The sequence below is a fragment of the Bacillus sp. FSL K6-3200 genome, assembly GCF_038630485.1.
GTDB lineage: Bacteria > Bacillota > Bacilli > Bacillales > Bacillaceae > Bacillus > Bacillus safensis.
On sequence record NZ_CP152032.1, the window covers coordinates 3,407,244 to 3,424,722 of the forward strand.

The window sequence follows — 17,479 nt, forward strand, 5'->3', positions numbered from 1 at the left end:
TTTCGTGTTATGATGGGGTTTGGAAGGTGAGAGTTATGGTTAAGAAACGGATAGACCCATTTAATGAAATGATCTATTCCCGAATTCCCACGTTATTATGGGGCGTTCTTGTGTATGTTGCAGCGATGATTTTTCAGTTTTTAACAGCATCTTTATCGCTTTCAAGTTTGTTTTTTTCTGGCCTTATCGCGATCCATCTCATTTTGCACTGGTGGTCATTTTATTGGTTCAAGAAGAAGCCCTGGATTTATTTCTTCATACAAGGAATCGTTATTCTACTTTGTGTTTTAGCTATGCAAGCTGCCTCTCCTGTTATTTTAATTGGTCTTTTACCGTTATTAATTGCTCAAAGCATCGGTGTATACTATCATACATTAAAAATTATTTTGACAGGACTTTGTTTTTATGTGCTTTTTTTTCTAGCTCTTATTTTGGTTAATGATACAGATGAACTGACTGTCTACATTCCGATTTTATTTCTTATCCTTATTGTGGTCGTTGCATACTCTATCTTATTTTTTAGACAAGTAAAGGCTAGAATACGAACTCAAACGTTTCTAAAGGAACTCGAACTCGCACATCAGCAGGTGGAGGAGTTAACCCTTGCTAATGAACGTCAAAGAATGGCTAGAGATTTACATGATACCCTTGCACAAGGGCTTGCAGGCATTATTATGCAATTGGAAGCTGTTCAAGCACATTTAGAGAATCAAAATACCCAGCGTGCTCAAAGCATTATCAAGGGATCAATGAGCCAAGCACGAAAAACATTAGGTGAGGCACGAATGGTGATCGATGATCTTCGGACGGATCGTCATGATCAATACGATTTAACCGAAACAGTGAAAAATGAAGTAAATCGATTTATGACAGCAACGAACATCACAATTCGTACAAGGATCTCTGTACCTCAGAATATGTCGCCTTTTTTGATTGAACATACCGTTTATATTATAAAAGAATGCTTAACGAATATTTCAAAACATGCCAAAGCAAGCCATGTCGAGTTTGTGATGATACAAAAAGGTGATCACATCCATTTGGACATAGCAGACAATGGAGTGGGGTTTGATGAGAAAAAATTAGAATCCACTTTTGGACATTATGGCATCATTGGTATGTCAGAACGTGTCCGGCTGCTTGGTGGACAGATTCATTTGAAAAGTAAAAAAAATGAAGGTACACAAGTAATAGTGAACATACCTTTGAAAAAGGAGTAAATACAGTGTCTTATCGAATTGTGATTGTTGATGATCATTATGTTGTGAGAGAAGGATTAAAATTAATTCTTGAAACAGACGAAAGATTTGAAGTTGTTGGAGAAGCAGAAGATGGGGGAAAGGGGATAGATGTCATAACAGAAAAATCCCCAGACCTTGTATTACTTGACCTCAACATGCCTATGATGAGCGGGCTTGATATGCTTAGAGAAATGAAATCTCTTCAAATAAAAGTTCCCGTACTCATTCTGACTACTTATAATGAAGAAAAATTAATGATCCAAGGGTTACAGCTTGGTGCAAAAGGCTACCTTTTAAAGGATGCCAGCAGAGAAAATTTATTCAATACAATTGAAGCAGCCATCAGAGGAGACATTTTACTTCAATCAAATGTGGCCTCAAAGGTGTTTGAATCAACCGCACACAAAGAACCTCAAGAAAAATTGAAAACAGACAACCACCTGCTTACCGAAAAAGAGATGCTCGTTTTGCAAGCAGTAGCTAGAGGGTTTCGGAGTAAGGAAATTGCATTTGATATGGGAATTTCCGAGAGAACTGTAAAAGCACATTTAACAAACATTTATCAAAAACTAAATGTGACATCAAGAGCTGAAGCAATTAAAACATCAATAGAATTAGGAATCATTCATTTTTAGAATCATTCTGAAATGATCAAGAGAATACTAAAAAGGCGGAAGTTGAATAAGTAACACAGAGGCTGTACCAAGACAAGAAGAAGGATCATTAAAGTGAAGCTGTCGATAAACTCGGCAGCTTTTTTGAAATCGATGGATGAGCTGATGCCTATATTTGAACAAGAGGGCATCAAGTTAAACATCCAATCTCATCTTAATGATTTTATCGAACTAAACACTGAAGCCATTCGTATGATTAGAGCATTAGATAAAGACTGGATTAAGTTAGTCTATTCTGTTCCCCATGCTTTTTTCTATGATGATGGGATCGGTGATGTCGCAAAACATTTAGAGGAAGCTGGAGATTTTCTTCTCACGTATTAATTGCAGATACCCTCAATCATAAAGCAGCTTTTGGATTGCGCTATATCATAAATCCACCTGATGCAAATGTAACCATAATGGTCGAATGAGATCATTTTAAAAAGGTTTGCATATTTAAAGTTTTGCTGAGAGTCTATTTGAGGCTCTCTATTTTATTAAATGTTGCTGATCTATTCAAGGGAACATTAATATTTAAGGCATATCAGGTTTGAAGACTTTAGCTAAAGATCTACTTAATCTATTGAATGAGGATTTACACGAATCATGCATTCGAGGGAAAAGCTCCTGAGAAAGCATTTTTAAACAAACAATTGTAATTTCTTCCCAGTCTAACTATTTTTCATTTGTTCTTCTCCCCAATAACAAATCGCATCTAATACAGGTATCAATGATAATCCCTTTTCCGATAAACTATATTCTACTTTTGGAGGCACTTGAGGATATTCTTTACGATTAATTAATTGATCCGCTTCCAGTTCTTTAAGTGTATTGGTTAATGTTTTAAAAGAGATAACCCCAAGCATTCGTTTCAACTGATTATAGCGAATAGGACCATTGTTTGCATATAAAGCATACAGTACCGTCATCTTATATTTCCCACCAATTAATGATAAAGTGTATCCAAATCCAGTTTCTTTTAGGTCAACATTAGCAGTAAAGGATTCTTTAGTCATTTCACACTCTCCTTTAGGTTAGTATCTCACTTTAATTACCGTACTTGTAGTACGTTATAGCATACAATAAAATGAATGTACATCAAAATATGATGAAAATAACAAAAAAGGGTGAATGAATAATGAAAACGATTGTCTATGCACATCCTTGGGATGGAAGCTATAATCATGCCATTTTGACTTCCATTACAGAAAATCTAGAAACAAAGAGAGAACCATTTCAAGTGATCGATTTATATAAAGATGGATTTAATCCTGTTTTTTCAGCTGAAGAATTGCAATATTTTCATAAAGGAGAAACACCTGATCAATTAGTTAAGGATTATCAAGAGAAATTAAATCAGTCAACTGAATTAATTTTTATATTTCCTGTCTGGTGGTGGGATTTACCTGCTATTTTAAAAGGATTTATTGATAAAGTGATGTTAAGAGGTTTCGCATTCTTGGAAGATAAAAATACTGGTGCTTTGAAGGGCTTATTGACAAATATAAAAAAAACAACCGTGATCTCGACATCTACAACAGATAAGGATTATATAGAATCTGAAGCTGGGAATGCGATTCAAAGCGTTTTTATTAACAGAACTCTTGCTGACTTGGGAATTAAAAATGAAGACACCAAATGGATTCATTTTTCGAGAGTTAACTTAACAACAGATGAAAAGAGAAAGATATTTTTAAAAGAAATATCCCAAAGTATTTAATTTACTGTAGCAGCCAATAAGGAAGCTTAAAAAGGCACAACCTCTACGACCGATCTCATTTATTGAGAGGGTAGGAGAGGTTGTGAAATTAAATGCAGATGAAATTAGATAAAAATCAATGTACAAATGAAGTAAATACACTCAGCAGTTTGATGAAAATAATTTCGGTGACTTTTCAGACAACGTATTAGTTCCGATATTGATTAGGAAAGAAAATTTATATCTTACGGTATGATTAATTCGTTTTTATTGGTACTGTCTCATTTATTTCAATGTTAAAATAATTCACGGCATTGTTATAACAAATATCTTTGACTATTTTTCCTATAAATTCGTAATCCCTTGGAAGCTCACCATTTTCTATCCAAGTCCCAAATAAATGACATAAAATTCTTCTGAAATATTCATGGCGAGGGAACGATAAAAAGCTTCTTGAGTCTGTAAGCATACCTACGAAAGTGCTAAGCAAACCTATATTAGATAATGTTTTCATTTGATCTAGCATGCCGTCTTTTTGATCATTAAACCACCACCCAGACCCAAATTGAATTTTTGCTCTGGCATCAGAAGACTGAAAATTCCCTATAGTAGAGGCCACAATCGCATTATGAGCGGGATTTAAATTATAGATAATTGTTTTAGGTAAAAGATTATCTTTGTCTAATTCATTCAAAAAACCATTTAAATGTCTTGCTAGGTGGAAGTCAGACATAGAGTCGTACCCACTATCTTTCCCCGTTAACTTGAACATTCGTGTGTTATTATTCCTTAAAGCACCTATGTGTAATTGCATGGTCCAATGAAGAGAATGATATTTTTTACTCAGGTGAATAAGAGTGTTTGTTTTAAATTTATTGATATCCTCTAGGGATAGTGTTTTTCCTTGCAGAGCACGTACAAATATAGAAGACACTTCTTGTTCAGTAGCTGGTGAAAATGGAAAACTTTCAAAACCATGATCAGAAATTCTGCATCCATTCGCGTGAAAATAATCAATTCGCGAATGTAATGAAGCTATAAAGTTTTCATATGTTAAAACAACGCCGTTGATTGAATCACCTAATTTTTCTATATAATTCACAAAATTTGATTGTTCAATATTTAAAGCATGATCCGGTCTAAATGTAGGGAGGACCCTCGTTGTAATTCCTACATCTTTACGTATGATTTGATGAAATTCTAAAGTATCGATTGGATCATCAGTAGTACATACAACTTTCACATTGAATTTTTCTAAAATTCCATTTGTGGACATGTTACTTTCATTTAATCTCTCATTACAGATATCCCAAACTTTATGTGCATTTTTTTCTGAGAACAACTCATTTATATTGAAATAACGACTTAATTCTAAATGTGACCAATGATAAAGAGGGTTTCCTATTGTATATGGAACAGTTTGGGCCCAAGCTAAGAATTTTTCCTTGTCACTTGCATTCCCCGTGATAAATTTTTCTTCTACGCCTAACCATCGCATAGCCCTCCATTTATAGTGATCTCCATTAAGCCAAATATCAGTCATATTTTCATATTTTTTGTTAGTAGCAATTTCATCAGCCATTAAATGCGTATGAAAATCATAGATTGGCATATTTTTCGCGTAATCATGATAAAGAACTTTTGAACTTTCGTGATTAAGCATCATATCTTCGCTTAGAAATGTAGACAATATAGTCACCTCTATACATTTTATTTTCTTTATCCTTCAAACTTAAGTTTAGAAAATCTCAATGAAATGAAATAAGGTGTTATTAACAAAAATAACACCTCACTTTTTTAGATCTTACTTAATTCAAACTCCGTATTTACGTAGATTGCGTCTCGTTGTGCAATTAAGCATAGTTCTGCAGCTTTAAAAGTATGTTCTTGAGTCATAGCATTTTCAGTATCGTTTAAACAATCTAAAATAAGTTCACCAAAGTAAGGGAATCCTACTTCACCATTTAGAGAAAAATGCTGCTCTGTATGTTGATTTACTAAGTATAAATGGTCTCCTGTTTTCTCCCTTGCTATGTCTACGTATTTGCGAATTTCAATATACCCATCTGTTCCGAGAATGAATGTGCGCCCATCCCCCCAAGTGCTAAGGCCATCAGGTGTCAGCCAGTCTACTCTAAAGTAGTTTGTAGCCCCATTATCAGCAATCAAAGTAGCATCGCCAAAGTCTTCTAATTCTGGATATTGATGATGTTTATAATTGCCCACTTTACTATGTACAACTTTTGCATCTTTTGCGCCAGAATAGAAGAGGAATTGTTCAATTTGGTGACTACCAATATCACATAGAATACCTCCATAATATTCTTTTTCAAAAAACCAGCTTGGTCTGCTTTCTACATTACTACGATGTGGGCCAGTTCCAAGAACTTGTACCACTTTGCCAATTGCTCCTTGTTCAATCAATTGACCAGCAAATACGGCACTCTCCACGTGCAAACGTTCACTATAATAAACAGCCCATTTAAGTCCCGTTTCAGCTGTTTTTTTACGAGCAAGCTCCAATTGTTCTAACGTTGTAAAAGGGGATTTATCCGTAAAGTAATGCTTACCATGATCTAAAACACGCAGCCCTAAATCACAGCGTTTAGATGTAATGGCTGCGCCTGCCACGAGCCTTACAGCTGGATCTTCGAGAATTTCTTTCTCACTTTTGGCTATCTGTACCTCCGGATATGCTTTACAAAATTCTTGTACTTTTTTCTGATCATGATCATAAACCCATTTTAATGTAGCCCCAGCTTCAGTTAATCCATTGCACATTGCATAGATGTGTCCATGATCAAGACCTATAGCTGCCATTACGAATTGTCCTTCTGTAACGACAGGGGCACTTTTTCCCTTAGGAGCATAATTCATTCCATCACTTTTCTGCATGATTGTTCCTCCTCAAGCTAGTTTCTAGTTTATTTTTAATACTTATAACGTAATAACGTTAAACTCATATGTTCTCGTAATTTCCTCCAACGGTTATTGTATCGTCTGAAAAATTTTCTACACTGCTTTGTTTTTCATAAAAATGCTTAACGTTCGCGAGCATTCCTTCACGTGTATAAAAAGGATCGTCTGCTAAAAGGGGGAGCTTCACATGAACACCTAGGTTTGCAGATTTATAGATGGCTGTAATAAGTTCTAATGTTTTTCTTCCTTCTGTTCCATCAATCAGCAGCTTCTGGCTACCCTTGATAGCCATTAAAAAATTATTTATTTGTCCTTTATGTCCTTCAAATAGTAATTCCGGATATTGATGAAAAGCTTCCTGAATACGATTTTCTAAATCCTCATCATTTTTCTCTTGAGGAAAGCCATTTTCTTTAGCTATTTGAGCATTTACTTTCCATGGGACAGATACTCTAGCTTTTTCACCTTGAAAAATCAGTTGTTGTTCTTCTCCATGATGAACAACAGAACTGGTTACTTGTGCTAAGCTGCCATTTCCATAGCGAAGTACAGCAATAGAAAGGTCTTCAACCTCTGCATTATCATGCAAGGTATTACTAGTTGCTGCAAAAATGTCAGTCGGCAATCCTAACATCCATTGCAACATATCAATATGATGGACAGCATGATTAAGTGTACAACCTCCACCTTCTTTTTCCCATGTACCGCGCCACCATAAATCATAATAACTATGACCACGCCACCAAAAAGAATCGACTTGAGTATGAGCGATTTTTCCAATTAGGTTTTGATCAAGGACATGTTTTAATCTCATAATGGGGGTCATAAACCTGTTTTGAGCAACAACGGATAAAAGCTTCTGGCTTTCAATAGATGCTTTTATCATTTCGTCACATTCTTTTAGAGAGGAAGCCATAGGTTTTTCTACTAAGACATGTTTGCCTGCTTTAAGAAAATCGATGGCAATGGCTGCGTGCATATAAGGGGGTGTACAAATGGAAACGGCATCAATAGTAGGATCATTCAATAACTCTTGGTAGTTAGCGACAACTCGTGCTTCTAGATTATATTTTGTTGCTGCAGACATTGCTTTTTCAGGATAAATATCAGCTAAAGCTACAATTTTACTCATTTCAGGCATTGCAAGATAAGCTTCGATATGGGCAGTTGCAATAGATCCAGTTCCTATAATTGCGATGTTGGACATATAAATCTTTCCCTTCTGCAAGAAGATAAATTTTCAATTCTAATAACGAGATAGCGCTTTCAAAAAACTGAATGATTCACCTAACTGATAGAACAGAGTACCGTTAGTCTTATTAATATTCTAGTTATACTAGTATGGTAGCTCAAAAACATTATAACTCAATCTTTTTGAATTTTGTATAGTTTTTTGAATTTTCTTTTTAATCTCTCGCACTTTTATTATTGATCATGGCTTACATAGTTGGAATCATCAAATGCTCACAGTACAAATATTCAGAAAAATGAAATGAATGTCTACCATTCTAATGAACTTGTATGGTAGTATGTTAGAGAAAGGGGATTAGAATAATGAATATTGATTTAAAAAACCCAAACCTCTCTACGAGGGAACAAGTTTACAATATGCTAAAAGATCAAATATTAAGCCTGAAGCTTCCACCTGGGACAAATATTTCTGAAAAAGAAATATCAGTTCAATTTAATGTTAGTCGAACTCCTGTAAGAGAAAGCTTTTTAAAATTATCTCAAGAAGGATTATTAAGTATCTATCCTCAACGAGGTACATTTGTTTCTTTAATTGATTTGAACCTTGTGGAGGAAGCACGGTTTATGAGAGAACATCTCGAGAAAGCAGTTATTAGACTAGCCTGTCAGGAATTTTCTGAAGAGTTGATGATTGATTTAGATATGAATTTAAGTATGCAAAAAATTTGCGTTAAGAAAAAAGACTATAAAAAAATGTTTGAATTAGATGAGGAGTTTCATAGAACTATTTTCAAACGGTGTAAAAAAGAAAAAACATGGTTAGTTATTCAACAGATGAATGTACACTTTAATAGGAGTCGCATGTTAAGGCTAGTAACAGATTATAATTGGGATAATATTTTTTCTCAACATGTAAATATCTTAAAAGCTATACAAGATCAAGATGCTAATAAAGCTGAAAAAATCATGGAAGAGCATTTGAAAATTGCACTTGTTGATAAAGAATTATTGAAGAAAGAATATCCAAATTATTTTAAATAAAAATAGGTTTTTACTTATATTTTTAGGGGTGATGGTAGATGAGGATGACATTTAGATGGTTTGGAGAAGGAAACGACACGATCACACTGGAACAAATAAAGCAGATTCCAGGAGTGGAAGGAATTGTTTGGGCACTGCATGATGTGCCCGTAGGAGAAGAGTGGCCAATAGAAAGAATTTTAGAAATGAAAAAGTTAGCTGATAAACATAACCTTCATATTGAAGTGGTTGAAAGCGTGAATGTTCATGAAGACATTAAGCTCGGACTTCCAACTAGAGATCGATACATAGAAAATTATAAAAAAACAATTCAGAAGCTAGCAAAGGTGGGTGTTAAAGTCATATGTTATAACTTTATGCCTGTATTTGATTGGATCCGTACAGACTTAAATAAAACACTTTCTGATGGATCTACAGCTCTATTTTATGAACATAGTCGAATTAAAGATATTGATCCGAAAGAGTTAGTAAATAAAATTAGTGAGAATTCCAGTTTAACCATGCCGGGCTGGGAACCAGAGAGGTTAAATCACCTTCACCAACTTTTTGAAGCCTACAGAAATATAACAGAAGATGATTTATGGGCCAACTTGAAATATTTTTTAGATCAGGTTATTCCAATTGCAGAACTTCATGATATTAAAATGGCTATTCATCCTGACGATCCACCTTGGCCTGTCTTTGGTCTACCGCGAATCGTAACGAACCAAAAAAACATCAGAAAAATTTTACAACTAAATAGTAGCCCATATCATTGTATAACGCTCTGTACAGGATCTTTAGGAGCAAACTTAGAAAATGATTTAGTTTCTATGATTCACGAATTTATTGATAGAATACCATTTACTCATATAAGAAATGTACGTGTATATGATAACGGGGACTTTGTTGAAACATCGCATCGATCAAAAGATGGATCAGTAGATGTTTCAGCCATTATACATGCTTATTATGAAAGCGGATTCAAAGGTTATTGTAGACCCGATCATGGAAGACACATTTGGGATGAACAATGTAGGCCTGGATATGGTCTTTATGATAGAGCACTTGGAATTATGTATTTGTGGGGAGCTTGGGATGCTTTAAAACTAAAAGAAGCAAAGGGGGAAGCTACATGGTAAACAGACAAGAAAATAAAAATTTAGAAGGTAAAGTAGCTGTCATAACAGGAGGGAGTGGAGTACTTTGCAGCGCCATGGCCAAGGAACTTGCTAGACATGGCGTGTCTGTGGCTATTTTAAATAGAACAGTCGAAAAGGGTGAAAAGGTAGCCGAAGAAATTAACCTTATGGGCGGGAAAGCGATTGCGATTAAATGTGATGTGATGAATAAAGATAGTGTTGAACAAGCCGAGAAGATTGTAACAGAGGAATTAGGCATGTGTACAATATTGATAAATGGAGCTGGTGGTAACCACTCAAGTGCAAATACAACCAACGAAATATTTCAAACAGAAGACCTTACTAATCCTGAGTTAAATACTTTTTTTCATTTAAGTACAGATAGTGTGCAAAATGTATTTGATTTAAATTTTATGGGGACTTTCATTCCTACACAAATTTTCACTAAACATATGGTTCATCAAAAGGGAGCAGTTGTCATCAACATGTCATCAATGAGTGCTCCTTCTCCAATGACCAAAGTACCTGCTTATAGCGCGGCAAAAGCAGCAATTGAAAATTTCACAAAATGGTTAGCTGTTCATATGGCTGAGGCAGGAATTAGAGTAAATGCTATTGCACCGGGCTTCTTTTTAACCTCACAAAATAAAAACCTTCTCCTAAATGAAGAAGGAGATTATACAGAAAGGTCTCATAAGATTATTTCGAACACACCAATGAGAAGGTTTGGTACGCCAGAAGATCTTCTTGGTACCTTATTATGGCTTGTTGATGATAATATGTCAGCATTTGTGACCGGAGTGACAATTCCTGTTGATGGAGGTTTTATGGCGTATTCAGGTGTTTAATATTTTTATATTTCCTTGTCATACATCATTACTTTATATGTTTTTTTAAAAATTTATAAGTAGGCTTGGAAAGGAGAAATAAGAATGCGGACTGAGAGCAGGAAACTAACACTCAAAAATTATCTTGGTTATGGAACAATGGATTTATTTGGAGGGGGAGCATTCGCTATAATAGGCGCATGGATGTTATATTTTTTCATTACATACTGTGGTCTTACCCCTGTTGAAGCAGGATCTATTATTGCAATTGCTCGTATTATTGATGCTTTAGCAAGCCCACTTATGGGCCATATCACTGACAATTTTGGTCGTACAAAACTTGGGAAAAAATTTGGAAGACGCAGATTCTTTTTGCTAGTTGGAAGCCCTTTGATGGTTATTTATTCTCTTCTTTGGATTTCAGATATGAATTACTGGTACTATTTAACGGTTTATATTTTGTTAGAATTCCTTGCAGCAATGGTATTAATTCCATTTGAAACACTTGGAGCTGAAATGACGAATGATTTTAATGCACGGACCAAGCTCTCAACAATAAGATTAATCTATTCAGGACTAGGAACATTTTTAGCTACCTTTATTCCAGGCAGATTATTCGAAATATTCGGAAAAGATTCACCGCAAGTTTTTCTTTACAATGGGATTATCTTCACCTTTATTTTTATGGCTTCATTATTAATTACACATAGAACAACATGGGAACGTAAAATAGAAGAAGACATGATAGAACCTGATGGTGTAGAAAAAGTACCTGCTATAGAATCCATAAAAAAATTCATCATTGACTTAACATCTACTCTTAGGATTAGAAGTTTCCGTCAGCACCTCACGATGTATATTTGTTCGTTTACGGCCATGGATATTTTAAACGCTGTCTTTGTCTACTTTGTTGTGTTTTCTTTAAATAAAGATGCAGTGCTCGCAGCCGATTTATTATCTATTGGTTCATTACTTCAAATGTTATGTACAATATTGTTTGGTTGGCTCGTGATTAAAATAGGTCCTGCGCCATCTTTGAGAATATCTTATATTGCTATTATTACATGTATAAGTGGATTTATATTTTTATACTTCACACAACCAACTTATATGATTATAGCGCTGTATGCTTTCTCTGTTATCTTAGGAATCGGAAAGAGTGGATTATATTATATACCATGGAATATTTACACTTTCATTCCTGATGTAGATGAAATGGTCACTCGTAAAAGAAGAGAAGGAATATTTGCAGGTATTATGACTTTTACACGCAAGAGTACTACAGCGTTAGCCACATTCTTGGTAGGAGTTATTTTACAGGAAAGTGGATTCGTTGCAAGTGCGACGACACAGTCTACTACAGCAATAAATGGGATTGTAGGTATTCTGTTTTTCGGAACTGTAGGGCTAGTCGGTATTAGTTTAGTTATATCATTTAGATTTAAATTATCTAAGAAAACTCATTCCATTATGATTAATGAAATTAATAGGTTAAAGGATAATGGTTCAATGGAACAGGCTGATGATGAAACAAGAAGTATTTTGAAAGCGCTAACAGGATGGGATTACGAGAACCTTTGGGGTAATAATAACGTAGGATATCAGAATAAGCGCCAAAATGTTGAACAACAAGATTTTAAACAGCAGGATATTAACTAACTTTTGTTGTTAAATGATTTTGTGATGATTTCATCTATACAAATGGATATAAAGCATGGGCCGGAGCAATATTTGTAGATTTGAGAGACTCCACAAAATTATTTTCAAAAGAAAGTGTTATTATTGAGGATTTTAATGGCTGGATGAATAATGGAATGAATGAGACAAATTAAATTGGTCGTAAAGATCCTCCTGAGAACCTTTACGACCAATTTAATTTAATAAGGAAGGGGAATCTGATACATGTCCGAAAGTATGTATTCTCATTTCTTAGTTTACATAATATATATTCTAGGAAGTTAAGCAACAAACGAATTTCTCTTGTCTCAAAACTAAGTATACTTATCTTATTGAGACAGAAAAGAAAAAATTAATTAAATTGATTCATCTAAATGTTTTTATGATATTCGCACGATTTCACCGCCATAAATATTTCGCTGCAACGTTTTTTACACAACAGCCCATGAGCATTGCAGTCAATCGTTCATTATTACATTGCGCCAGTTGATTGTTCGATTGCGACTGTTTGCCAAATTCAATCACGTTCTAATGTCAAAACGTTCATCTAACAGTACATTTGCAAAAATGCTCATCAATCTCAATTTGTACCCCGCAATTTCACCTCTCAACAAAAGAAATTTCATTTGGCTAACATTTTTCATTACGTTCCTCCCTCCTGTTATTTACGAATCAGCAAGTCTCATTTATAATCGAGTAGATTTGTTCAATAACATATACATCTTTAAATGTGAGGGATTAGATGGAATTAAAGTGGTATAAAGCAATTATTGTGATCTTTACGATGTCTGGAATCTCCATTTCTACATGGTTTTCACGGACACCGGAAGTTAGAGATTTATTACAAGCAAACACAGGAACAATGGGACTTATTTTACTCGGTTTATCTGTTGGCTCAATTGTTGGGCTTGTTCTTTCAAATGTATTCGTCCGAAAAAAAGGCGGCCGAGTGGCGATTGTGATCAGTGCTTTTTTGATGTTCTTTGGATTCACTACTCTTGCCATTGGTTCAACGCTCTCTTCTATCTTTATCGTCACTTCTGGTCTTTTTCTTTTTGGAGCAGGCTCTGGCATGTGCAATGTGGCGATGAACTTAGAAGGAACAGAGATTGAGTACAGCATCAAGAAAACCATTCTGCCTATATTGCACGCTTCCTTTAGCATTGGGACTTTAATTGGAGCAGGTGCTGGTATTCTTTTTATTCATTTAGGGGTTTCTGTATTGATACACCTTCTCGCTATCGCCCTTCTATTCTTCCTCAGTATATTGATTTGTACACGGTTTATCCCGCATGGGACAGGAAAGGATCAGCATGAGAAGCAGACCGATACAGTTGAGTCTACTCAAACGGCATGGCTGAACAAACGAACGATATCTCTTGCGATGATCGCCTTATGTCTTGCGTTTGTCGAAGGCTCGGCCAATGATTGGATTCCACTTGCAATGGTGGATGGCTACCAAGTTTCACATTCCATGAGTACGGTCATCTATGCTTTGTTTTTGTGCGGCATGATTAGCGGCAGATTGATCAGTGGACGTTTGATCGATCGCTTTGGCAGAGTATTGTTGCTAAGAGTTGCGATTTTATCAGCAGCTGCCGGCCTATTCTTAGTTATTTTGAAGATTTCACTTGTTGTATGTATGATATCGATCTTTTTATGGGGACTTGGCGCATCTTTAGGCTTCCCGCTGACCATTTCTGCAGCTGGCGATGATAGCCGGTACGCTGTCAAACGCGTCAGTATTGTGACCTTATCTGGTTACACCGCCTCCCTTTCCGGCCCTCCTATTTTAGGGCTGCTTGCCAATCAAGTAGGACTGCTTCATGCCTTTATCTTTGTTCTATTTGCCATATGTATTGCAGGAATCTTTACAAAATCTGTAGCAAAACCACATTCATTACAAACTCACTAAACGTGTCTGATCCTTGATCATGGCACTTTTTTTAAATTTAATAAATAAAATTGAAACCTTTCATGAAGTGAAACAGTCCTATAGATGTCCTGATGTTTATCGCTTTTTTAAAGAGGGAAAGTAAAAAAATAAGACTTTTCAAATAACTGAAAACGTGGTAAGATCATGAAAATAACCAGGAAGGGGTGAGAAAAATGAAAAAAAATATGCTATTAAAATTAGGTGTTTTATTCATAGCACTTGCAAGTTTTCATTTGTTCTCAATGCCTCATTCCGTTCAGGTATACCATCATGCAAAGGTGGTTGCCGATCAAGAATCACATGAAATGAAAATCGTTCAGACAATGGGCGATGAAAAGAAACAAAAACATGTGAGCGCAGTATTTGCCGCATTTACAGCACTGCTGATTATTGGCAGCATGACAGCTGGATTTGCACGCATCACTCATACTGATCGATTTGACCGGAAAAAGAAGCATTTACTTGCAGTGTTCTATCAATCTTCTTATTTCCGACAAGCTCGTGTTTAACCCAACCATCTAAATCAAAACAAAAATTGGGAGGTTTTACACGATGTTATTTTTCTTAAGAATTTTCATTCTAGGTCTATTCTCTGTCACTTCACTTTCTCTTTTCGTCTACCAAGGAATTGAAGTAGTGCACGCCATTACAAGCATGTTTGGCAACCACGAGAGCTAAATGACCCATATATAAAAGAAACCCCCTGCCAGTCGCAGGGGGTTTTCGTTTGCTTATTTATTGTCATCTGAGGCGGATTCAGGTGTCAGAAGGACATGAGTGACTTCTCCTTGCTCTTCCTCATCTACAATAAATGATCCATTGCTATAGCGGTCATTTGCTCTGAGAGTAGAGATATCAAGTGGAATCGTTGTCCCCTTTTCTGTATCTATCTCAAGTGTATCGTGCAGTGCTGCAGCAATTACAGCCACAATACGGTGCGGGTTTTTCTTTAATTCTCTTAGCATAAGAACTCCGCGTTTTGCTCTTGATGTTTTATCAAATTCAGAGAGGTTCATTCGCTTTACAGCCCCTCTTTGTGTTGTGAGCACAAGGACATCGTTCTTTGGATCAATGATCTGGCCAGAGACTACCTCGTCCCCTTCCTTCAAGTTGATTCCTTTGACGCCGGCCGCTCTCGGACCAACAACACTTACTTCTTCTTCATCAAACCACAAACCGTAACCATTTTTCGTTGCAATAAACAATTCCTGCTGTCCTGTTGTGACATGAACATCTACGAGTTCATCGTCACCTTTTAGGTTTAACGCGACAAGCGGTTTCGAATAACGCTGCGCTTTATATTGAAGAAGCTCTGTTTTCTTCACCATTCCACCTTTCGTAAAGAATAAAAGATATGACGTTTCATCAAATTCTTTTATTGGAATGGCTTTTTGGATTGATTCCTCACGATCAATCGAAATGATATTCGTAATATGCTGCCCCATGTCTTTCCAGCGTATATCTGGCAGCTGATGAACAGGACAATAAATGTAGCTTCCTTTATTCGTAAACAGCAGAAGAACATCTGTTGTATTCATTTCAAACTGATGAATCAAACGGTCAGTATCCTTCATGCCAAAGTCCTTGCCGTTAGAGGCAGCATAGGACCGCTGGCTTGTCCGTTTGATGTAACCATCCTTCGTGACTGTGACGTAAACATCCTCTGATGCGATCATTACTTCAAGGTTAATCTTAATTTCTTCGATTTTTTCCTCAATGACGGATCTTCTCTCATCAGCATATGTCTTTTTGAGCTTTTTCAGGCTGTTTGTTATGACCTTCAGCAGCTTTTTCTCATTCGCTAAAATGTCTTCAAGCTCTGCTATGCGCACATCTAGCTCTCTTGCTTCATCTCTTAATTGCGTAATATCTGTATTCGTTAAACGATATAACTGGAGTGAAACAATCGCTTCTGATTGTGCTTCTGTAAAGTCATATTTCGCCATCAAGTTGTTCTTTGCATCTCGCTTATCATTAGAGGAGCGGATCGTGGCAATGACTTCATCTAAGATGGAAAGTGCCTTAATTAAGCCGTCGACAATATGGTGGCGTTCCTTCGCTTTTCGAAGCTCGTACGCTGAACGGTTCGTCACCACTTCTTTTTGATGGGCAATATATGCATCTAGTATAGTTGTGAGTGTCATTAAGGTCGGTCTTCGATTATGTATCGCTACCATATTAAAGTTATATGGGATTTGCAGATCCGAGTTTTTATATAAGAAATTCAACACACCATTTGCATCTGCTTCTTTTTTCAGCTCTACTACGATTCGAAGCCCAGTACGGTCTGTCTCATCTCGGACCTCTGAAATGCCTTCTACTTTTCTTTCAATTCGGAACTCGTCCATCTTTTTGACAAGATTGGCTTTATTCACTTCGTAAGGAATTTCTGTGATCACGATTTGCTGGCGTCCGCCGCGGATGGTTTCAATCTCCGCTTTTCCGCGAATCATAATCTTTCCTTTTCCTGTTTCATACGCCTTCTTAATACCGTCGACACCTTGGATGATACCGCCTGTTGGGAAATCCGGCCCCTTAATGACCGTCATTAAATCCTCAACCGTACAATGCGGATGTTCAATTCGTTTAATGACACCATCAATGACCTCTCCAAGATGATGCGGCGGGATATCAGTGGCATAACCTGCTGAAATCCCTGTTGATCCATTCACGAGAAGGTTTGGGAACATCGCTGGTAATACAACTGGTTCTTTGCTTGTATCATCAAAGTTTGCAACGAATTCAACTGTTTCCTTGTCTAAGTCCTTTAAAAGCTCTGAAGCAATGGCAGACAGCCTTGCTTCCGTATAACGCATGGCAGCAGGCGGATCTCCATCGATACTTCCGTTATTACCGTGCATCTCAATCAGCACATTTCGTACTTTCCATTCCTGACTCATTCTCACCATCGCTTCATAAACAGATGAGTCTCCATGCGGATGATAGTTACCAATCACATTACCGACGGTTTTAGCGGCTTTACGGAAGTTTTTATCCTGCGTATTTCCTTCTGCGTACATCGCATATAAAATTCTTCGTTGTACAGGTTTTAGTCCATCACGTGCATCTGGAAGTGCACGGTCTTGGATAATATATTTACTATAGCGGCCAAACCGGTCGCCGATTACTTCTTCTAATGGTAAATCATGAAATCGTTCTTGTTGTGCCATG

The 17,479-nt window shown here is 36.3% G+C and carries 15 protein-coding genes and 1 pseudogene; 11 read left to right on the forward strand and 5 right to left on the reverse strand.

Features of this window, described 5'->3' with window-relative positions; all coding sequences use genetic code 11:
- The first annotated feature begins 35 nt into the window (after positions 1 to 35).
- The 3 genes and pseudogenes from MHI60_RS17485 to MHI60_RS17495 all read left to right on the forward strand — a co-directional run.
- Positions 36 to 1,220 (forward strand): sensor histidine kinase, encoded by a 1,185-nt coding sequence (locus tag MHI60_RS17485; protein ID WP_144485347.1) that lies wholly within the window; start codon positions 36 to 38, stop codon positions 1,218 to 1,220.
- A 5-nt stretch (positions 1,221 to 1,225) separates the two neighbouring features.
- Entirely contained in the window at positions 1,226 to 1,876 is a 651-nt protein-coding gene (locus tag MHI60_RS17490; RefSeq protein WP_144485345.1) for a response regulator transcription factor, read from the forward strand.
- A 114-nt stretch (positions 1,877 to 1,990) separates the two neighbouring features.
- Positions 1,991 to 2,316 (forward strand): annotated as a pseudogene (locus MHI60_RS17495) (TIM barrel protein); the annotation flags it as partial.
- A 252-nt stretch (positions 2,317 to 2,568) separates the two neighbouring features.
- On the opposite strand, the gene MHI60_RS17500 reads toward MHI60_RS17495, so the two are convergent.
- The gene (locus MHI60_RS17500; protein WP_144485343.1) at positions 2,569 to 2,913 is read right to left on the reverse strand and encodes a helix-turn-helix domain-containing protein; all 345 of its coding nucleotides are present in this window, start codon (positions 2,911 to 2,913) and stop codon (positions 2,569 to 2,571) included.
- 122 nt (positions 2,914 to 3,035) lie between these two features.
- Between MHI60_RS17500 and MHI60_RS17505 the strand changes: the two genes are divergently transcribed.
- On the forward strand, positions 3,036 to 3,617 hold the full coding sequence (locus MHI60_RS17505) for an NAD(P)H-dependent oxidoreductase (protein ID WP_144485341.1): 582 nt from the start codon (positions 3,036 to 3,038) through the stop codon (positions 3,615 to 3,617).
- A gap of 235 nt (positions 3,618 to 3,852) precedes the next feature.
- On the opposite strand, the gene uxaC is transcribed toward MHI60_RS17505, so the two are convergent.
- The 3 genes from uxaC to MHI60_RS17520 form a co-directional block, all read right to left on the reverse strand.
- Entirely contained in the window at positions 3,853 to 5,286 is a 1,434-nt protein-coding gene (gene uxaC / locus MHI60_RS17510; protein WP_144485339.1) for a glucuronate isomerase, read from the reverse strand.
- Between the two features lie 107 nt (positions 5,287 to 5,393).
- Positions 5,394 to 6,491 (reverse strand): Gfo/Idh/MocA family oxidoreductase, encoded by a 1,098-nt coding sequence (locus tag MHI60_RS17515; RefSeq protein ID WP_144485337.1) that lies wholly within the window; start codon positions 6,489 to 6,491, stop codon positions 5,394 to 5,396.
- 64 nt (positions 6,492 to 6,555) lie between these two features.
- Positions 6,556 to 7,722 (reverse strand): Gfo/Idh/MocA family oxidoreductase, encoded by a 1,167-nt coding sequence (locus tag MHI60_RS17520; RefSeq protein ID WP_095408628.1) that lies wholly within the window; start codon positions 7,720 to 7,722, stop codon positions 6,556 to 6,558.
- 347 nt (positions 7,723 to 8,069) lie between these two features.
- Between MHI60_RS17520 and MHI60_RS17525 the strand changes: the two genes are divergently transcribed.
- The 7 genes from MHI60_RS17525 (at position 8,070) to MHI60_RS17555 (ending at position 14,986) form a co-directional block, all read left to right on the forward strand.
- A complete protein-coding gene (locus tag MHI60_RS17525; RefSeq protein ID WP_095408627.1) occupies positions 8,070 to 8,747 on the forward strand; it encodes a GntR family transcriptional regulator in 678 nt (225 codons plus the stop codon).
- A gap of 38 nt (positions 8,748 to 8,785) precedes the next feature.
- Positions 8,786 to 9,868 (forward strand): mannonate dehydratase, encoded by a 1,083-nt coding sequence (uxuA, locus tag MHI60_RS17530; protein ID WP_144485335.1) that lies wholly within the window; start codon positions 8,786 to 8,788, stop codon positions 9,866 to 9,868.
- Positions 9,862 to 10,716, forward strand: a complete 855-nt coding sequence (locus MHI60_RS17535) for an SDR family oxidoreductase (protein WP_144485333.1) — start codon at positions 9,862 to 9,864, stop codon at positions 10,714 to 10,716. The genes uxuA and MHI60_RS17535 overlap by 7 nt, the downstream gene beginning before the upstream one ends.
- Before the next feature lie 84 nt (positions 10,717 to 10,800).
- On the forward strand, positions 10,801 to 12,354 hold the full coding sequence (locus MHI60_RS17540; protein WP_144485331.1) for an MFS transporter: 1,554 nt from the start codon (positions 10,801 to 10,803) through the stop codon (positions 12,352 to 12,354).
- A gap of 760 nt (positions 12,355 to 13,114) precedes the next feature.
- Entirely contained in the window at positions 13,115 to 14,287 is a 1,173-nt protein-coding gene (locus MHI60_RS17545) for an MFS transporter (protein ID WP_144485329.1), read from the forward strand.
- 194 nt (positions 14,288 to 14,481) lie between these two features.
- Positions 14,482 to 14,817 (forward strand): hypothetical protein, encoded by a 336-nt coding sequence (locus MHI60_RS17550; RefSeq protein ID WP_142944916.1) that lies wholly within the window; start codon positions 14,482 to 14,484, stop codon positions 14,815 to 14,817.
- 43 nt (positions 14,818 to 14,860) lie between these two features.
- Positions 14,861 to 14,986 (forward strand): hypothetical protein, encoded by a 126-nt coding sequence (locus MHI60_RS17555; RefSeq protein ID WP_254966705.1) that lies wholly within the window; start codon positions 14,861 to 14,863, stop codon positions 14,984 to 14,986.
- 53 nt (positions 14,987 to 15,039) lie between these two features.
- Here MHI60_RS17555 and parC read toward each other — a convergent pair whose 3' ends face one another.
- Positions 15,040 to 17,478 (reverse strand): DNA topoisomerase IV subunit A, encoded by a 2,439-nt coding sequence (parC, locus tag MHI60_RS17560; protein WP_144485327.1) that lies wholly within the window; start codon positions 17,476 to 17,478, stop codon positions 15,040 to 15,042.
- Position 17,479: the final 1 nt, after the last annotated feature.

Coding starts and splice junctions, on each gene's coding strand:
- MHI60_RS17485 (WP_144485347.1), top strand. CDS start 36: ATGGTTAAGAAACGGATAGACCCATTTAATGAAATGATCTATTCCCGA.
- MHI60_RS17500 (WP_144485343.1), bottom strand. CDS start 2,913: ATGACTAAAGAATCCTTTACTGCTAATGTTGACCTAAAAGAAACTGGA.
- MHI60_RS17505 (WP_144485341.1), top strand. CDS start 3,036: ATGAAAACGATTGTCTATGCACATCCTTGGGATGGAAGCTATAATCAT.
- MHI60_RS17515 (WP_144485337.1), bottom strand. CDS start 6,491: ATGCAGAAAAGTGATGGAATGAATTATGCTCCTAAGGGAAAAAGTGCC.
- MHI60_RS17520 (WP_095408628.1), bottom strand. CDS start 7,722: ATGTCCAACATCGCAATTATAGGAACTGGATCTATTGCAACTGCCCAT.
- MHI60_RS17525 (WP_095408627.1), top strand. CDS start 8,070: ATGAATATTGATTTAAAAAACCCAAACCTCTCTACGAGGGAACAAGTT.
- uxuA (WP_144485335.1), top strand. CDS start 8,786: ATGAGGATGACATTTAGATGGTTTGGAGAAGGAAACGACACGATCACA.
- MHI60_RS17535 (WP_144485333.1), top strand. CDS start 9,862: ATGGTAAACAGACAAGAAAATAAAAATTTAGAAGGTAAAGTAGCTGTC.
- MHI60_RS17540 (WP_144485331.1), top strand. CDS start 10,801: ATGCGGACTGAGAGCAGGAAACTAACACTCAAAAATTATCTTGGTTAT.
- MHI60_RS17545 (WP_144485329.1), top strand. CDS start 13,115: ATGGAATTAAAGTGGTATAAAGCAATTATTGTGATCTTTACGATGTCT.
- MHI60_RS17550 (WP_142944916.1), top strand. CDS start 14,482: ATGAAAAAAAATATGCTATTAAAATTAGGTGTTTTATTCATAGCACTT.
- MHI60_RS17555 (WP_254966705.1), top strand. CDS start 14,861: ATGTTATTTTTCTTAAGAATTTTCATTCTAGGTCTATTCTCTGTCACT.
- parC (WP_144485327.1), bottom strand. CDS start 17,478: ATGGCACAACAAGAACGATTTCATGATTTACCATTAGAAGAAGTAATC.